Source organism: Xanthomonas sp. Leaf148, from assembly GCF_001423585.1.
In the GTDB taxonomy this organism is placed as follows: Bacteria; Pseudomonadota; Gammaproteobacteria; order Xanthomonadales; family Xanthomonadaceae; genus Xanthomonas.
Map to the genome: position 1 here is coordinate 1,139,363 of NZ_LMOP01000008.1, position 16,361 is coordinate 1,155,723.

A 16,361-nucleotide genomic window follows, 5' to 3' on the forward strand; every position below is an offset into this window, starting at 1 on the left:
AGGAGTCCGTATTGAACGGTTCATCAACGAATGTGTCCGGGAAAACGGGGTGGATTTCATCCTTGGGCGTGTTGTTTTTCCTCTCCGGTGCTGCGGCATTGATCTACCAGGTGAGCTGGCAGCGTGTCCTTTTTTCGGGTCTGGGAGCGGACACGCTGTCTGTCGCGGTCATCGTCTCGGTGTTCATGCTAGGGCTTGGGCTCGGGGCGCTGATCGGGGGCTGGGCCGCGGACCGTGCCACCAGTCCACTGCGATGGTTCCTCGCAGTGGAGCTTGGTATTGCGTGTTATGGCGTATGTAGTGTCGCAGTGATCGATCTGGTCATGATGCATGCTGGTGGGCTTGGGCATGGGGTCGTCGTGTTCGGTGCACTGTTTGCGTTGATCGTGCCGACAACCTTGATGGGGATGACCTTGCCGATCCTGGTGATCCTGCTGGACCGTGTTGTCCGCAACGTAGGTGAGGCGACGGGTTCGCTTTATCTTGCCAATACGATGGGCGCGGCATCGGGGGCCATCGGGACCGGTCTTTATCTTTTTCATATCATGGACTTGCGGCAGGTCACCTGGCTTGCGGCAGCCATCAATGCAACGGTCGCCCTCGGCGGATGGTTTCTGGTAAGGAGGGCGGCGGCATGAGCTTGAAATGGATGCCGCGGGGTGTTGCTTTCCTTGTGGGCGCGGCGAGTCTGGTGCAGGAGGTGCTGTGGGTGCGGCTTGCGGGATTCGCGACCGGTGGTCTGCCAGAGACATTCGCGATGATCCTTGCGTTGTATCTTCTGGGTATCGCGGTAGGAGCGCAGCTAGGGCGTCGTCTGTGCGTTGGCCGGGTCTTGGACATCAGGCGTCGCGCGTCGCTCGTGCTGTTGCTGTCCACGCTGGTCGATATCGCCGCCCCTTTCCTGTTTTCTTGGGGGATCGGTTTTCTTCCCGTAACTGTGGCAATGCTGCCTCTGGTGATCGCAACCGCTGCGCTGAAGAGTGCATTGTTCCCGGTGGTGCACCATCTGGGCAGCAATGATGCAGTGGCATGGAAAGGGGGGTCGTTCTCCAAGGTCTACTTCGCCAATGTCGCGGGGTGTACCCTCGGTCCACTGATCGTCACGCTCTGGCTGATGGACGTGATGGCGATGGAGCAGCTTTTCGTCGGTGTCGCCACTGTCACCGCGGTGGCAGGGATGTGGCTGGCCGGCCTTCGCTTACTGGCGGTGCCTGCAGTGGTGGTCGCGATTGCGGCACTTTCACTCCAGCCTGCTTTGCCGGCGCTTGCCAGCCGTATCGTGATGGCGACGGGGGGGGCTCAGGCCGACTGGTTGCTGGAGCGCAAGGAAGGAATCATCCATACGATCGCCGACCCACAAGGAGACATCGTATTTGGCGGCAACGTGTACGACGGGCGCATCAACATCGATCTGCGACTGAACAGCAACAAGATCGATCGTGTCTATGCAGTCATGGCGGCTGTGCCGAATCCCAGGCGTGTGCTCGTGATCGGTCTTAGCGGCGGCAGCTGGACGCGTGTGATTGCATCATTCCCGACTGTGGAGCGCGTGGACGTTGTCGAGATCCATCCGGGCTATCTCGAGTTGATCGCCGGTCACCCACAAGTTGCACCGATCCTGCAGGATCCGCGTGTCCACATCCATATCGACGACGGTCGTCGCTGGTTGAGGGCACAAGGGGGCGGGCGCTACGATGCGGTCGTGGTAAACAGTACCTTCCACTGGCGTTCTGGTGCGACGATGCTTCTCTCGCAGGAGTTCTTTCGCTTGGTTGGCGCGCATCTGTCCGATTCAGGCGTAGCGTTGGTGAATGCCACCGGGTCTCCAGAGGTTCTCAAGACGGCAGCTTCTGAGTTTCCGCAGGCCTATCTGTTTGGCAACAGTGTCATCATGTCACGGCGCGACTTCCGCGATACGCTTCGCGCTGGTGGCGAAGCCATTTACGCGACCCGAATGCATGGCCGGCCGGTCTTTAATCCGGCCAATGCGTCTGATGTGGCCGCTGTGCGGAAGGTCACCGCGGCCGATCTCGTAGGCGTTGATGTGGTGGAAGAGCGGGCCGGGCGACCAGTCGAGGTCAATACTGATCTGAGAATGTTGACCGAGTATAAATATGGGGCATCGTCCCGATGATCGGGGAGATGGGGACATCAGCGGGAATCAAACGATGAATTCAGTAGCTACCACCAACCTCGTTGGCATCACCGGCATCGCTCGTCGCCTTGTGCAGGATGGCGCCCTGGAAGAAGCCGCTGCGCGGACGGCGATGGAACAGGCGGCCGCTGCCAAGGTGCCGCTGCCGCAGTGGTTTGCCGAGAAGAAGCTGGTGTCGGCGTCGCAGCTGGCGGCGGCCAATGCCGTGGAATTCGGCATGCCGCTGATGGATGTGTCTGTGTTCGATGCCAACCAGAACGCGGTCAAGCTGGTCAGTGAGGAGTTGCTCCAGAAGTACCAGGTGCTGCCGCTGTTCAAGCGCGGCAATCGGTTGTTCGTGGGGGTGAGCAACCCGACCCAGACCAGGGCGCTGGACGATATCAAGTTTCACACTAATCTGGTGGTCGAGCCGATTCTGGTCGATGAGGATCAGATCCGCCGAACGCTTGAGCAGTGGCAGGCCAGTAATGCGTCGCTAGGTTCATCGCTGGGTAATGACGATGACGACATCGGTGACCTGGACGTGTCGTCCGGGGATGAGGACATGGGCGCCGCCGGGGATTCTGGGGTCGATGCCAAGGGGGACGATACGCCGGTGGTGAAGTTCGTCAACAAAATGCTGGTGGATGCGATCAGGCGGGGAGCGTCCGACATCCATTTCGAGCCGTATGAAGACGACTATCGGGTGCGTTTGCGCATCGACGGCTTGCTGAAGAACGTGGCCAAGGCGCCGGTGAAGTTGAGTCAGCGCATTGCGGCGCGCCTGAAGGTGATGTCGCAGCTGGACATTGCCGAGAAGCGGGTGCCGCAGGACGGGCGCATCAAGCTCAACCTGTCCAAGACCAAGCAGATCGACTTCCGTGTGAGTACCTTGCCGACGCTGTTCGGCGAGAAGGTGGTGTTGCGTATTTTGGACGCTAGTGCGGCCAAGCTGGGGATCGAGAAGCTGGGCTACGAGGCGGACCAGCAGAAGCTGTTCCTGGATGCGATCCATAAGCCCTACGGCATGGTGCTGGTGACCGGGCCGACCGGTTCGGGCAAGACGGTGTCGTTGTATACCGCGCTAGGCATCCTCAACGACGAGACACGTAATATTTCCACGGCCGAGGATCCTGTGGAAATCCGGCTGCCGGGTGTGAATCAGGTGCAGCAGAACGTAAAGCGTGGCATGACGTTCGCTGCGGCCTTGCGCTCGTTCCTGCGTCAAGATCCGGACATCATCATGGTCGGCGAAATCCGCGACCTGGAAACGGCCGAGATCGCGATCAAGGCGGCGCAGACAGGCCATATGGTGCTGTCGACGCTGCATACCAACGATGCGCCGCAGACCATCGCGCGTCTGATGAACATGGGCATTGCGCCGTACAACATCACTTCGTCGGTCACGCTGGTGATCGCGCAGCGTTTGGCGCGGCGGCTGTGCAACAACTGCAAGCGCAAGTCGACGCTGCCGGAGCATGCGCTGCTGGCGGAAGGCTTTACGCCCGAGCAGATCGCGAACATCGAGCTCTATGAGGCGGTGGGCTGCGATGAGTGTACCGAGGGGTACAAGGGTCGTACCGGTATCTATCAGGTCATGCCGATGACTGACGAGATCGGCGCGATCGTGCTGGAAGGCGGCAATGCGATGCAGATTGCCGAGGCCGCGCAGAAAATCGGCATCCGCGATCTGCGCCAGTCGGCGTTGATGAAGGCTTCGCATGGAGTGACCAGCCTGGCCGAGATCAATCGTGTGACGAAGGACTGAGTGAGCGGGGATTCGAGAGTCGTGATTGGGGATTCGCAAGAGCCCCAGTCTTTGGCTAGTTGAGTCTCAGATCTGCGTCGTCGACCTGCTTCATTCGATGTTGAAGCCTTGACATGGAGTGACCGGCCTTGCCTAGATCAATCGTGTGACGAAGGGCTGAGTGAGCGGGGATCCGGGAGCCGTGGTTGGGGGTTCGCAAGAGCCCTGATCTTTGGCTAATTGAGTCCCAGATCTGCGTCGTTGGCCTGCTTCATTCGATGTTGAAGGTTTGACAGGGAGTGACCGGTCTGACCGAGATCAATCCGGTGACGAAGGATTGAGTGGGCGCGGAATTGGGTATCGGGATTGGGGATTTATAAAGAGCGCCGACCGCAGCGCGTCGTCCGCTTGGTGGTTGGTTAAATACCAGCTTTGGATTGCTATCGGGGTTGCGCTGCTGGGTATGAGGACGGCCGCGCATTGGGATGATCGCCCCGTCCGAGATCATCCGCATGGGCAAGGAGCGGAAATTAGATTGGGGAATCGGAATAGCCTGGGAAACACACTTTCCAGTTTTTTGTGTTTTAGCCATCGCTAGCAGCGACTACCGCGCTTGCGACGCTTCAGTCATCGCGACCTCGCCGGCAAGCATGATCGAAGCCGGCTGCCCGCTTTTACGAATCCCGCTGCCGAATCCCCAATCCCGGCCTTTCAGCTACTCCATCCCTAACTTTTTCAGCTTATAGCGCAACGCACGAAACGTGATGCCCAGCTGCGCGGCAGTCTTGGTCTTGTTCCAGCGGTTTTCTTCCAGTGCCTTCTGGATCGCGGCGCGCTCGAGTTGCTCGATGTAGGAGGGCAGCGCGGAGGAGGCGGGGTCGATATCGACCACGGCTTCGCGTGGTTCGACCGCTGCGCTGCCCGGCGTCGCGGCCAGACGGTGGCCGCCGTGAGCGGGTAGGCGCAGGTCGGTGGCACTGATCTGGTCGTCTTCGGCCAGGGCCAGGGCGCGCTCGAGGATGTTTTCCAGCTCGCGCACGTTGCCCGGAAAACCGTACGTGTCCAGCGCGTCCAGGGCAGACTGGGTCAGCAGCGGAATTGGCCGGCCGTGGCTGCGCGCCAGGCGCGCAATGATGGCGGCGGCCAGTTGCGGCAGGTCGCCGCTGCGCTCGCGCAGCGGCGGCACGCGCAGTTCGATCACGTTGATGCGGTAATACAAGTCGTGGCGGAAGCGGCCGTCGGAGACCAGGTCGCCGAGGTCCTTATGCGTGGCCGAGAGGATGCGCACGTCCACCAGCGTTTCGCCGGAGGCGCCGACCGGGCGCACCGATTTTTCCTGGATCGCGCGCAGCAACTTGACCTGCATCTGCAGCGGCAGCTCGGCCACTTCGTCCAGAAACAGCGTGCCGCCATGCGCGGCCTGGAACAGGCCGGGTTTGTCGGCATGCGCGCCGGTGAAGCTGCCCTTCTTGTGGCCGAAGAACTCGCTTTCCATCAGTTCGGCGGGAATGGCGCCGCAGTTCACCGGAACGAAGGGGCCGGCGGCGCGGGCGCCTTGCTCGTGGATGGTGCGTGCGACCAGCTCCTTGCCCACGCCGGATTCGCCGACGATGTACACCGGCGCCTGGCTGCGCGCGACCTTGCCGATGGTGGCGCGCAGGCTCTCCATCGCGGTCGAATCGCCGAGCAGGCGGCTGGCCTGTTCGGGCGGCGGCGGGGGCGGTGCAGGGCGGTCGCGGTTGTTCAGTTCCAGCGCGTGCTTGACCAGGCCGCGCAGCACACTGATGTCCACCGGCTTGCTGACGAAGTCGAAGGCGCCGGCCTTCAAGGCCTCCACCGCCAGATCCATGCTGCCGAACGCGGTGATCATGGCGACCGGGGTTTGCGGATAGTGCTTTGCGATTTCGGTGACCAGTTCGATGCCGTTGCCGTCGGGCAGCCGCATGTCGGTCAGGCACAGGTCGTAGGGGTTGCTGGCCAGCAGCTCGCGCGCCTCGGCCAGGTTGGCGGCGGTGCTGATGCGCAGGCCCATGCGGCCCAGGGTGAGAACAAGCAACTCGCGGATATCACGCTCGTCATCGACAACCAGGGCACTTTTGGGTTCGCTCATGGTGCGCACGATAGCCCAGCGTGATGACAATCGACAATTACCTGCAACGATGGCGCGGCAGGGTGGCTCAACGGATCGGGCGGGACGCGGGCCAGAGGTGTCGGACGGCCATCAAGGTCTGGGCGCGCTTCCCGGGCACATGCGATCTGATTCACACGCGGCCCTTTGTTCGAGTGGCAGCTGCTTTTTCAGCCGTTTTCAAGCGTTTGATCATCGGCATGCTGTTCTCGAAAGCATCGCCCATAGACCAGATGCAGTGTGGACGTCGCCGCACATCGGACGCATGCCCACGCGCAATACAGCAGCGGCGAACCAACGCTGCCCACACACGCAATCGCGAAACGCCCGAATCGGCAAACTCACTTAGAGCGGCTCACAAAACATAGCGAGCACGTCAGGTCAGGTAGGCGCGGAAGGCGCGGAGGAAAACGGGGCGTACTGGTGTTCATGCCGACTTCGAGCACCGGCCGCGCCTGCCTGGCGGGTGCACAGTCCTTCTGTTAGTTGCTCTTACCCTGCAAGTTATTAGGCCCCTGCAAGGCAATCCGGAAACACGCCCCACCGCCGGGAACCGGTACATAGTCCAGTTGCGCCTGGTTGGCGCGGCACAGCTCCTGGGCGATGTACAGGCCGAGCCCGGTACCGTGTTCGGAGGTGGTGTAGAACGGGCGGAACAGTTGCGCGGCCACCGTCTCCGGGATGCCGGGGCCACGATCGACGACATCGATCACCGCCATGCGCTCCTGCCGCTCCACGCGCAGTTTTACCCGAGCCGGTTCGTCCATGACGCGGCCGTACTTGAGCGCGTTATGGACCAGGGCGGTGAGAATTTGATACAGGTGCTTGGGGTCGACCAGGGCGTGTACCGAGCTACCCTGGATGCTGGCCTCCAGGATGTCGGTTTCCATCGACAGGGTCTGCCGATATTCGACCACGAAGCGGCGCACGAACGCGGCCAGATCCAGGTTTTCCGGGCTGGCGCGTTCGCGGCGGGCCAGTCCGAGCACGCTTTCGACGATGCCGTTGGTGCGCTGGCATTGCTGATGAATGATCTGCAGCAGGCGGCGGTCGGCATCGCCGATGTCGGGGGATTCTTCCAGCAATTGCGAGGCGTAGCTGATCGCGGCCAGCGGGTTGCGGATCTCGTGGGCCAGGCTGGCCGAAAACCGCCCCATCGCCGACAAGGTCAGCGATTCGGCGCGGCGTGAAACGACGGTGGCATCGTCCAGAAACACCAGCACCAGGTCGCTGTCGGCGAGCAGGCGCACGAAGCGCGGCTGCACTTCCGGACGGTCGGCACCGAGTTGCAGCGGCGCTTCTTCCTGTCGCCAGCCGCTGCGCCAGCGCTGCAGCCTGCGCGCCAGTTCCGGGGTGAGCGCGGCCAGCGACAGATCCGCCGGCGCATTGCGTTGGTCGCCATCGCCAAGCAGTGCCAGTGCCGCTTCGTTGGCCAGGGTGATGCGGTTATGCGTGTCGACCACCAGCACGCCGGTGCGCATGCGCCGGATGATCAGCTCGTTGATCTCGTACAGATTGGCGACCTGCGCGCCGCGTTCTTCGGCCAGCACCTGGTTGCTGCGCGCGCGCGCGGCGATCTGCTGGCAGATGTAGGCCACCGCCACGTAGCTGGTGGCAAACATCGCCAGCTCGGCCAGCGGGCGGGTGGCGCCGCCTTCGAGCAGCGTCCATAGATATTCGAGCACGATGGCGATGCTGGCGAGCACCGCCACGCTCATGCCGTAGCGCAGCCGCAGCAGAATCGAGGCGGCGGCGACATTGAATAGCAGCATCATCGCGATGCCGGCGCTGGCGCCGGGCAGGGCGTGGGTGGCCAGGGTGGCGGCGAGGATGTCGGCCACCACCGCGCACAACACGGTGGCGGTCAGCCGGCGTTCGCTGCGGCCCCAGAACAACAGCGGGATGGCCATGCACAGGTAGCCGATCGCCACTCCGGCAGCCAGACGCGGGTAGCGCGGCTCGGGAATGGCGTCGGACAAGGGACTGAACACCAATGCTGCGATTAGGCCGGCCACCAGCACCCGGTACAACGAAAAGAAGTACAGCTCGCGCTGCGGCGCGGACTGCACCCGGGCGATGAGCGATGCAATGGAGGTCAAGCCGATTCCCCGCCGGAACAAGCCGCGAGTATAGGCAGGTGCGGTCCTGGGCACAGCGCGTGCCCACATTGCGTGTGCACATTGTCGGCCGGCGCGCAAGCGCGGCGATCGGACAGGCAATGCCGGCGAATTTTGCGCCGCACGGCGTGGTCGGCCACAATAGGCGGCCCGTTAGCGTCTTTCGACGTGCCGCCCCGGCGGTCTGCGTTACACGCAGCGGTCGTTTCCTTTTCCCACGGTGACGCATGAATTTCCACGAATACCAGTCAAAACAGCTGCTTGCCGAGTACGGCATCCCCGTTCCGGCCGGCAAGGTCGCGGCGACCCCGGACGAAGCGGTTGAAGTCGCCAATTCCCTGGGCAAGGGCCCCTGGATGGTGAAAGCGCAGATCCACGCGGGCGGCCGCGGCAAGGCTGGCGGCGTCAAGTTCTGCAAGACCACCGACGATGTGAAGGCCGCAGCGGCCAAGATGCTCGGCACCAAGATGTCGACCTACCAGACCGCCGGCGTCGAGCTGCCGATCAACCTGGTGCTGGTGACCACCGCCGGCGAGATCGTCAAGGAGCTGTATCTGTCGATCCTGGTCGACCGCGGCACCAAGACCATCACCTACATCGCCTCGTCCGAAGGCGGCGTGGAGATCGAGCAGGTCGCTGCCGAAACGCCGGAGCTGATCCACTCGCTCAACGTCGATTTCGTCGAAGGTGTGCAGGGCTACCACGGTCGCGATTTCGGCTTCAAGCTCGGCCTGAACGCCAAGCAGGCCGGCCAGTTCGCCAGCATCATGGTGAACCTGTACCGCCTGTTCAACGAAAAGGACCTGGCGCTGGTTGAAATCAATCCGCTGGCGATCCTGGACGACGGCAACCTGTACGCGCTGGACGGCAAGTTCGACAGCGACGACAACGCCGCATTCCGTCAGAAGCAGCTCATCGCCATGCGCGACAAGACGCAGGAAGACGAGACCGAAGTGACTGCTTCGGAGCTGGACATCAACTACGTCACCATGGACGGCAACATCGGTTGCATGGTCAACGGCGCAGGCCTGGCCATGGCCACCATGGACGTCATCAAGCTCAATGGCGGCGAGCCGGCGAACTTCCTGGACGTGGGCGGCGGTGCGAACAAGCAGCGCGTCATCGAGGCGTTCAAGCTGATCCTGTCCTCGGCCAAGGTCGAAGGCATCTTCGTCAACATCTTCGGCGGCATCGTCCGCTGCGACATGATTGCCGAAGGCATCATCGCTGCGGTCAAGGAAGTGGGCGTCAAGGTTCCGGTCGTGGTGCGCCTGGAAGGCACCAACGTGGAAGAAGGCAAGCAGCTGCTGCGCGACAGTGGCATGGCCATCATCCCGGCCGACAACATCAACGACGGTGCCAAGAAGGTCGTTGAAGCTGTCAAGAACGCCGCCTGATTCACGACACCGAAGGAACTATCCATGTCCGTTTTGATTAACAAGAACACCAAGGTGATCGTGCAGGGCTTCACCGGCCAGCAGGGCACCTTCCACGCCACTCAGATGATTGAGTACGGCACCCAGGTCGTCGGCGGCGTGACCCCCGGCAAGGGCGGCACCACGCATATCGATCTGCCGGTGTTCAACACCGTGGCCGACGCCGTGCAGAACACCGGCGCCGATGCGTCGGTGATCTACGTGCCGCCGCCGTATGCGGCCGACGCGATCCTGGAAGCGGCTGCGGCCGGCATCAAGGTCATCGTCTGCATCACCGAAGGCATCCCGGTGCTGGACATGCTGCGCGTCAAGAACGTGCTGACCCGCTCGCATCCGGACACCGTGCTGATCGGGCCGAACTGCCCCGGCGTGATCACCCCGGGCGAGTGCAAGATCGGCATCATGCCGGGCCATATCCACAAGCCGGGCAAGATCGGCATCGTGTCGCGTTCGGGCACCCTGACCTATGAAGCGGTCAAGCAGACCACCGAAGTGGGCCTGGGCCAGAGCACCTGTATCGGTATCGGCGGCGACCCGATCAACGGCCTGAACTTCGTTGACTGCCTCAAGCTGTTCAACGAAGACCCGCAGACCGAAGGCATCATCATGGTCGGCGAGATCGGCGGCGACGCCGAAGAAGCCGGTGCCGAGTACATCAAGCAGTTCGTGAAGAAGCCGGTGGTCGGCTTCATCGCCGGTGCGTCGGCTCCGGCCGGCAAGCGCATGGGCCACGCCGGTGCGATCGCATCGGGCGGCAAGGGCACCGCCGAAGGCAAGTTCGCGGCGATGGAAGCCGCTGGCGTCAAGACCGTCCGTTCGCCGGGCGATCTGGGTGCGGCGATTGCTGCGCTGGTGAAGTAAGTACGCGCTGCGCGCAAGTCTGCGAGTTGAGAGAGGCCACCTTCGGGTGGCCTTTTTTTATGGTTGGGTAGTTCTTCCCTCATCCGCCCTTCGGGCACCTTCTCCCGCATGCGGGAGAAGGGAGTGACGCAGACAGTTGCGTGGCTGATAGATGGTGGGAGCAGGAGCAGGAGCAGGAGCAGGAGCAGGAGCAGGAGCAGGAGCAGGAGCAGGGGCAGGGGCAGGGGCAGGGGCAGGGGCGGGGGCGGGGGCGGGAGCAGGAGCAGGGGCAGGTGCTGGAGCAGGAGCAGTTGCAGGAGCAGTTGCAGGAGCAGTTGCAGCAGCAGTTGCAGCAGCAGTTGCCGCAGCAGTTGCAGCAGAGGCGGACTGCTTTAGCTTCGTGCCTTGGATTTCCCCTCTCCCGCTTGCGGGAGAGGGGTAGGGGTGAGGGCAGCTTTCCCCTACACCCCAAATCGATCGCAACCGATAGCTGGCACCGGCAGTTCCATAACACGCTGTGATCTGACAAAAACCCGATGCATCCAATGCGCGCTGGCGAAAAAATTCGATTCGCGAAAATCTTGCGACGCGAGATGACCAACGCCGAGCGCGCGCTTTGGTACCGGCTGCGTGATCGGCGCTTGCTGGGCTTCAAGTTTCGCAGGCAGTGTCCGGTCGGGCCGTACATCGCCGATTTTGCCTGTCTGGACTGCGCATTGATCATCGAACTTGATGGCAGCCAGCATCTGAACGCCTGCTCCGATGCAGTACGCGACGCCTTCCTGCAGCGCGAGGGCTTCCAGCTGCTGCGCTTCTGGAATAATGCGGTGCTGGCGCGCACTGACGATGTGTGCAACGCGATTGCGCAAGGTTTGTGCGTTGCCCGTTCTTCTTTCCCTCCTTCCGGCATCCGGTAGGAACCGCAAAAGGCTGCCGATATGTCCCAGATCCTCCGCATCGCCATGGCCCAGTTCGACTTCCCGGTTGGGGCGGTGGCAAAAAATACCGATCGCATCATCGAGTTCATTGCCACAGCGCGCGATGAGTTCGAGGCGGACATCGTGCTGTTTCCCGAACTGGCGATCAGCGGCTACCCGCCGGAAGATCTGCTGCTGCGTCCGGGGTTCTTGGCGCACTGCGAACAAGCACTGACGCGCATTGCGGCGAGTACGCGCGGCATCGTCGCCGTGGTCGGCTGGCCGCAGAGCGCTGGTAGCGTGGTCTACAACGCGGCCAGCGTGTTGCGCGATGGCCGCATCGAAGCGACCTACCGCAAGCGCGAGCTGCCCAACTACGCGGTGTTCGACGAGCGTCGTTATTTCGATGTGGACCCGGATGGCGACAATTGCGTGGTCACGGTCAAGGGCGTGCAGGTGGGTGTGGTGATCTGCGAAGACCTGTGGTTCGCCGAGCCGCTGGCCAAAACCGTGCACGCCGGCGCCGAGCTGGTGCTGGTCCCCAATGCCTCGCCGTACGAGCGCGGCAAGCACGCGCAGCGCGATGCGCTATTGGCCGAGCGCACACGCGAGAGTGGGGCGGCGATTGCGTATCTCAACGTGGTTGGCGGCCAGGACGCGCTGGTGTTCGATGGCGCCTCGGTGGTGGCCGATGGCGACGGCACCGTGCATCCGGCCGCCGCCGCCTTTGTCGATCAATGGCTGGTGGTGGACTACGCCGCTGGCGAACGCCGCTTCACCCCGGTGGTCTGGGTGGACGATGGCGACGAGAGCATGGACGCACTCGCCTGGCGCGCGGTGGTGCGTGGCCTGCAGGATTACTGCCGCAAGAACGGCTTCAGCAAGGTGTGGCTGGGCCTGTCCGGCGGCATCGATTCGGCGCTGGTGCTGGCGATGGCGGTCGATGCGCTGGGTGGCGATAACGTCACCGCGGTTCGGCTGCCGTCGCGCTACACCGCCGGTCTGTCCAACGATCTGGCCGAGGAGCAATGCCGTGCGATGGGCGTGAAGCTGGAAACCATCGCGATCGAGCCGGCATTCGAAGGCTTGCTCGCTGCGCTGGGTCCAATGTTCGAAGGCACCCAGCCGGATGTCACCGAAGAGAATCTGCAGTCGCGCAGCCGTGGCGTGATCCTGATGGCGCTGTCCAACAAATTCGGCGGGCTGCTGCTGACCACTGGCAACAAGAGCGAATACGCAGTGGGCTACGCCACGATTTACGGCGACATGTGCGGTGGCTACGCGCCGCTGAAGGATCTCTATAAGACCGAAGTATTCGGCCTGGCGAAATGGCGCAATACCGTCGGCGGTGCGCCAGTCATTCCACCGGCGGTGATCTCGCGCCCGCCATCGGCCGAGCTACGCGACAACCAGACCGACCAGGATTCGCTGCCGCCCTACGATGTGCTGGACGGCATCCTGTACCGCTATGTCGACCAGGAGCAGTCGCGCGACGAGATCGTTGCCGCCGGTTATGCGGCCGACACCGTCGAACACGTGCTGCGCCTGGTGCGGATCAACGAATGGAAGCGCCATCAGGCCGCGCCCGGGCCGAAGATCTCGCGACGCGCGTTCGGTCGCGAGCGGCGTTACCCGATCACCAACGGGTATTCCGGTCAGTAACCCGGCGCGTCGGCCATCGCTGCGGTGGCCGGCGGTTGCGCGAAGCGGGTGAGCAAATCAAGAGTCGGTTTGGGTCGCGTCAGGTCGTACATCAGGCCGAAATGGCCTTCTGCGCCCTGGATGGTGGTCTGGTCCAGCAACTCGTAGACATTGATCTCGGCGACCACGTCGGCATAGTTGGCGCGCACGTTGCGCAGCAGCTGCGCCAGGCTGTCGAAGCAGCCGCGATCGCCTTCCGCGCCGCCGGTGGTGTTGCCGGTGTAGACCTCGGCGCAGTTCAGCTCGTTGAAGAACACCGGCGTGTTGTAGGTCTGCGCGGCGGTGCGTAGCTGGCCCAGGTACAAGTCCGTCCAGTAGCCGGCATCGTGGTGGAAGGCGTAGTAGTGGAAGCTGATGTGGTCGAAGTCGAAACCGGCGGCCTTGGCCTTGGCAAGAAACCATAGCGAGCCATTGCGGTCGCCCGGGCAACGCGCGTTGGCGCTGCGGTCGTCGCTGTTGCAGGCAGTGATGTTGATGGTGAAACGCAGGCCCGCGCCCAGTTCGTTTGAGGCCTGGCGCATCCCCAGATACATGGTGGTCATCGCGGCGATGCGGGCATCGGCTTCGGCGCGCACCAGGTCCTGTTCGTTACCGATCTCCCAGACCTTGATGTCGGCCGCGTAGCGACGTGCCAGTTGGTAACCGATCTCGCGCGACATCGGGTAGACCATCGGGCGTAGCGTGATGCCGTACTGACGCGCCAGTGGGACCAAGGCATCCAGCGTTGCGTAATCGCGCGGATCCACATCGAAGCGGTAGCTGCGCAGATTGCGCGCGGCCAGCAGTTTGAAGCGTGCCTCGGCCTGGTTCATGGGGTAGCCGGGGCGATTGTCGTGGGCGTTGACGCCGTAGACGATCGGGGCCGCGACTGAGACCGTGCTCAGTGTTGCCAGCGACATCGCGAGCAAAAATAGGGCGATAAGACGAGACATGCGGCCTCCTTGGCTGGCGCCGGCGGGGAGTCGGATCTTCCTAAGAGCGGCTAACAAACCGTCCCGAGCAGTCGTCAGGTGGGTGTGGACGGCGCTGAGGAACCGGAGTGTATGCGTGGTACATGCCGACTCCGAGAATCGGCCGCGCCCGCCTGGCGATGAGCACAGTCGTTTTGTTAGCTGCTCTAAGGCTTGAGTATAGTCAGGCCAGCGCGCCGGTTCGGTGATCTGGCGCCGGTTACGGGACGCGCGCGCGGGCTTGCGATACGCCGGCACAGGGAGCGAGTACACGCGCACAGACGCTACCGCAGTGGGGAGCGTTCACTGCTGCGGTGGTTTGCCGTATCGACCTCTCAGACATGAAAAAGGGGCCTTTCGGCCCCTTATGTATTCGGCAGTGACTGCAAGTCTTAGTCGCGGCTCATCTGTGCATTGCGCTGACCGGTCGCGGCGGACTTCTCGCCGGCAAACGGGTTGAGCTTGCGGATCGCCCAGGGGTACTTTGGCCAATTGCCAGTCAGCCACGGGTGCTGCGGGCTGTTGAGTTCGAGCACGCGGCGTGCGTCTGCGGCCAGGGTCTTGTTGCCCAGGTGTGTGTAGGCCTCCGCCAGCACGGCAACGGCGTCGTACTGATAGGCGCTCTGCGGGTAGGTTTCCAGCAGATAGTTGGCGCGGCCGGCTGCGGACACCCAGGCGTTGCGGCGCAGGTAGTACAGCGCGTTATCCAGCTCGTGCTGGGCAAACACGTCGCGCAGCTCGATCATCCGCTTGCGCGCATCGGGCGCGTAGCGGCTGTTGGGATAGCGGTCGGTGACCGTATTGAAGTCGTTGTAGGCCTGCTGCGGCGACGACAGATCGCGGCGGCTTGGGTCCAGCGACCACACCCGGCGCAGGAACACCGTGTCGCGGTTGCTGTTGGCCAGCCCGCGCAGGTAGTACAGGTACGAGATGTTGCGGTGCGTGGGATAGGTCCGGATGAAGCGGTCGACGCTGGACACCGTGTCGTCGTGCTTGCCGGCCTTGTACTGGGCATAGGCGCTTTCGATCATCGCCTGCTCGGTGTACGGACCATACGGGTACTGGGCGATCAGGCGCTTGTAGCTGGCTTCGGCGCCAGCCCAGTTGCCTTTCTCCATCAGGCCGTGGCCTTTGCCATAGAGCTGCTCGACCGGCATGCCCTCATCGGGATTCTTGTCCTTGGCGCCGCGGTGGCAGCCGGTGACGACGAACGCCATGACCAGCATGAGGGCAATCAGGCGCGCAGGCGCGGAAAACGTGGACCGTCGGATCATGGGTCTGGGAAGGACGCGTCAGGAAAACGAAAGCGCGATGATAGCCTAGTGGCCTGTCCGGCGACTGACTCCTGCCTCCCGGACCCCTAAATTCCCGTTTTTGCCTGAGTGCCAGTGTCCATGTCCGACCCATCTGCCGACCCCATCGACCCGTCCATCCGTCAGGCCATCGTGCCCGATAACGCCGCAGGGCGCCGTTTCGACGCGGTGCTGGCCGAGCTGTTCCCCGAATTCTCGCGCTCGCGGCTGTCGGAATGGATCAAGTCCGGCGATGCGCTGCTGGATGGCGAAATGGCGCGTCCGCGCGACACCTTGCGCGGCGGCGAGAGCGTGCAGCTGCAAGTGGTGCTGGAAACCCAGACCCATGCGGCCCCGCAGGACATCCCGCTGAACGTGTTGTACGAAGACGACCAGGTGCTGGTGATCGACAAGCCGGCCGGTCTGGTCGTGCATCCGGGTGCGGGCAATCCGGACGGCACCCTGGTCAATGCGCTGCTGTTCCGCGACCCCGCGTTGTCGGCGGTGCCGCGTGCCGGCGTGGTGCATCGTCTGGACAAGGAAACCAGCGGCGTCATGGTGGTCGCGCGGACCGTGCAGGCGCAGACGGCGCTGGTGGAACAGCTGTCCGCGCGCGATGTGCATCGCCAGTATCTGGCGGTGGTGGTCGGTGCGCTGGTGTCCGGCGGCACCGCCAATGCGCCGATCGACCGCCATCCACGCGATCGCCTGAAGATGGCGGTGCGCGACGACGGCCGCGACGCGGTCACCCATTACCGGCTGCGCGAACGCTTCCGTGCGCATACCGCGCTGGAATGCCGCCTGGAAACCGGGCGCACCCATCAGATTCGCGTGCATATGGCGCATCTGAAGTCGCCGATCGTTGGCGACCCGCTGTACGGCGGCGCGCTCAAGCTGCCCAAGGGCGCCACCGACGAGCTGGTGCACGAGCTGCGCACCTTCAAGCGCCAGGCATTGCATGCCGAAACGCTGGAATTCCTGCATCCGGTCAGCGGCGAGCCGGTGCGCGCCACCGCACCGGTGCCGGCCGACCTGCAGCGGCTGATGACCGCGCTGCGCGAAGACAGCGCACGTGCCGCCGAGCTGGCGCGCCGCTGAA

The 16,361-nt window shown here is 63.3% G+C and carries 13 protein-coding genes and 1 other RNA gene; 9 read left to right on the forward strand and 5 right to left on the reverse strand.

Annotated features, from left to right (window positions below; genetic code table 11):
• Window positions 1–11 precede the first annotated feature (11 nt).
• From ASF90_RS09440 to pilB, 3 genes are read left to right on the forward strand one after another with little or no spacing between them, the layout of a single operon-like run.
• A complete protein-coding gene (locus ASF90_RS09440; RefSeq protein WP_236699232.1) occupies window positions 12–638 on the forward strand; it encodes a hypothetical protein in 627 nt (208 codons plus the stop codon).
• Complete coding sequence (locus tag ASF90_RS09445) at window positions 608–2,134, forward strand: hypothetical protein (RefSeq protein ID WP_055848882.1); 1,527 nt, start codon at window positions 608–610, stop codon at window positions 2,132–2,134. Before ASF90_RS09440 ends, ASF90_RS09445 begins: the two co-directional genes overlap by 31 nt.
• A gap of 34 nt (window positions 2,135–2,168) precedes the next feature.
• Complete coding sequence (gene pilB / locus ASF90_RS09450) at window positions 2,169–3,902, forward strand: type IV-A pilus assembly ATPase PilB (RefSeq protein ID WP_055848885.1); 1,734 nt, start codon at window positions 2,169–2,171, stop codon at window positions 3,900–3,902.
• A gap of 694 nt (window positions 3,903–4,596) precedes the next feature.
• Here the strand turns inward: pilB and ASF90_RS09455 are convergent.
• Together ASF90_RS09455 and ASF90_RS09460 are read right to left on the reverse strand one after the other, a co-directional pair.
• Window positions 4,597–5,991, reverse strand: coding sequence for a sigma-54 dependent transcriptional regulator (locus ASF90_RS09455; protein WP_055848888.1), 1,395 nt, complete (start codon window positions 5,989–5,991; stop codon window positions 4,597–4,599).
• Window positions 5,992–6,491: 500 nt separating this feature from the next.
• Window positions 6,492–8,108 carry a HAMP domain-containing sensor histidine kinase gene (locus ASF90_RS09460; protein WP_055848891.1) on the reverse strand — a complete coding sequence of 539 codons (1,617 nt, stop codon included), beginning with the start codon at window positions 8,106–8,108 and terminating at the stop codon, window positions 6,492–6,494.
• Between the two features lie 245 nt (window positions 8,109–8,353).
• Between ASF90_RS09460 and sucC the strand changes: the two genes are divergently transcribed.
• The 5 genes from sucC (at window position 8,354) to ASF90_RS09485 (ending at window position 12,981) form a co-directional block, all read left to right on the forward strand.
• Window positions 8,354–9,523 carry an ADP-forming succinate--CoA ligase subunit beta gene (gene sucC, locus ASF90_RS09465; protein WP_055848894.1) on the forward strand — a complete coding sequence of 390 codons (1,170 nt, stop codon included), beginning with the start codon at window positions 8,354–8,356 and terminating at the stop codon, window positions 9,521–9,523.
• A 24-nt stretch (window positions 9,524–9,547) separates the two neighbouring features.
• The gene (gene sucD, locus ASF90_RS09470) at window positions 9,548–10,423 is read left to right on the forward strand and encodes a succinate--CoA ligase subunit alpha (RefSeq protein WP_055848897.1); all 876 of its coding nucleotides are present in this window, start codon (window positions 9,548–9,550) and stop codon (window positions 10,421–10,423) included.
• Between the two features lie 140 nt (window positions 10,424–10,563).
• Entirely contained in the window at window positions 10,564–10,923 is a 360-nt protein-coding gene (locus ASF90_RS23405; protein ID WP_055848901.1) for a hypothetical protein, read from the forward strand.
• Window positions 10,924–10,947: 24 nt separating this feature from the next.
• Complete coding sequence (locus ASF90_RS09480) at window positions 10,948–11,319, forward strand: DUF559 domain-containing protein (RefSeq protein WP_055848904.1); 372 nt, start codon at window positions 10,948–10,950, stop codon at window positions 11,317–11,319.
• 21 nt (window positions 11,320–11,340) lie between these two features.
• Window positions 11,341–12,981, forward strand: a complete 1,641-nt coding sequence (locus ASF90_RS09485) for an NAD+ synthase (RefSeq protein ID WP_055848907.1) — start codon at window positions 11,341–11,343, stop codon at window positions 12,979–12,981.
• On the opposite strand, the gene ASF90_RS09490 is transcribed toward ASF90_RS09485, so the two are convergent.
• The 3 genes from ASF90_RS09490 to ASF90_RS09495 all read right to left on the reverse strand — a co-directional run bounded on the left by ASF90_RS09490 (window position 12,975) and on the right by ASF90_RS09495 (window position 15,244).
• On the reverse strand, window positions 12,975–13,952 hold the full coding sequence (locus ASF90_RS09490) for a hypothetical protein (RefSeq protein ID WP_055848909.1): 978 nt from the start codon (window positions 13,950–13,952) through the stop codon (window positions 12,975–12,977). The genes ASF90_RS09485 and ASF90_RS09490 overlap by 7 nt on opposite strands.
• 48 nt (window positions 13,953–14,000) lie before the next feature.
• A non-coding RNA gene (locus ASF90_RS21960) (sX9 sRNA) lies at window positions 14,001–14,076 on the reverse strand.
• 286 nt (window positions 14,077–14,362) lie between these two features.
• Window positions 14,363–15,244, reverse strand: coding sequence for an outer membrane protein assembly factor BamD (locus tag ASF90_RS09495; RefSeq protein WP_055848912.1), 882 nt, complete (start codon window positions 15,242–15,244; stop codon window positions 14,363–14,365).
• A gap of 120 nt (window positions 15,245–15,364) precedes the next feature.
• On the opposite strand from ASF90_RS09495, the gene rluD reads away from it, so the two are divergent.
• Window positions 15,365–16,360, forward strand: coding sequence for a 23S rRNA pseudouridine(1911/1915/1917) synthase RluD (gene rluD / locus ASF90_RS09500; protein WP_055848915.1), 996 nt, complete (start codon window positions 15,365–15,367; stop codon window positions 16,358–16,360).
• The last annotated feature ends 1 nt before the right edge of the window (window position 16,361 follow it).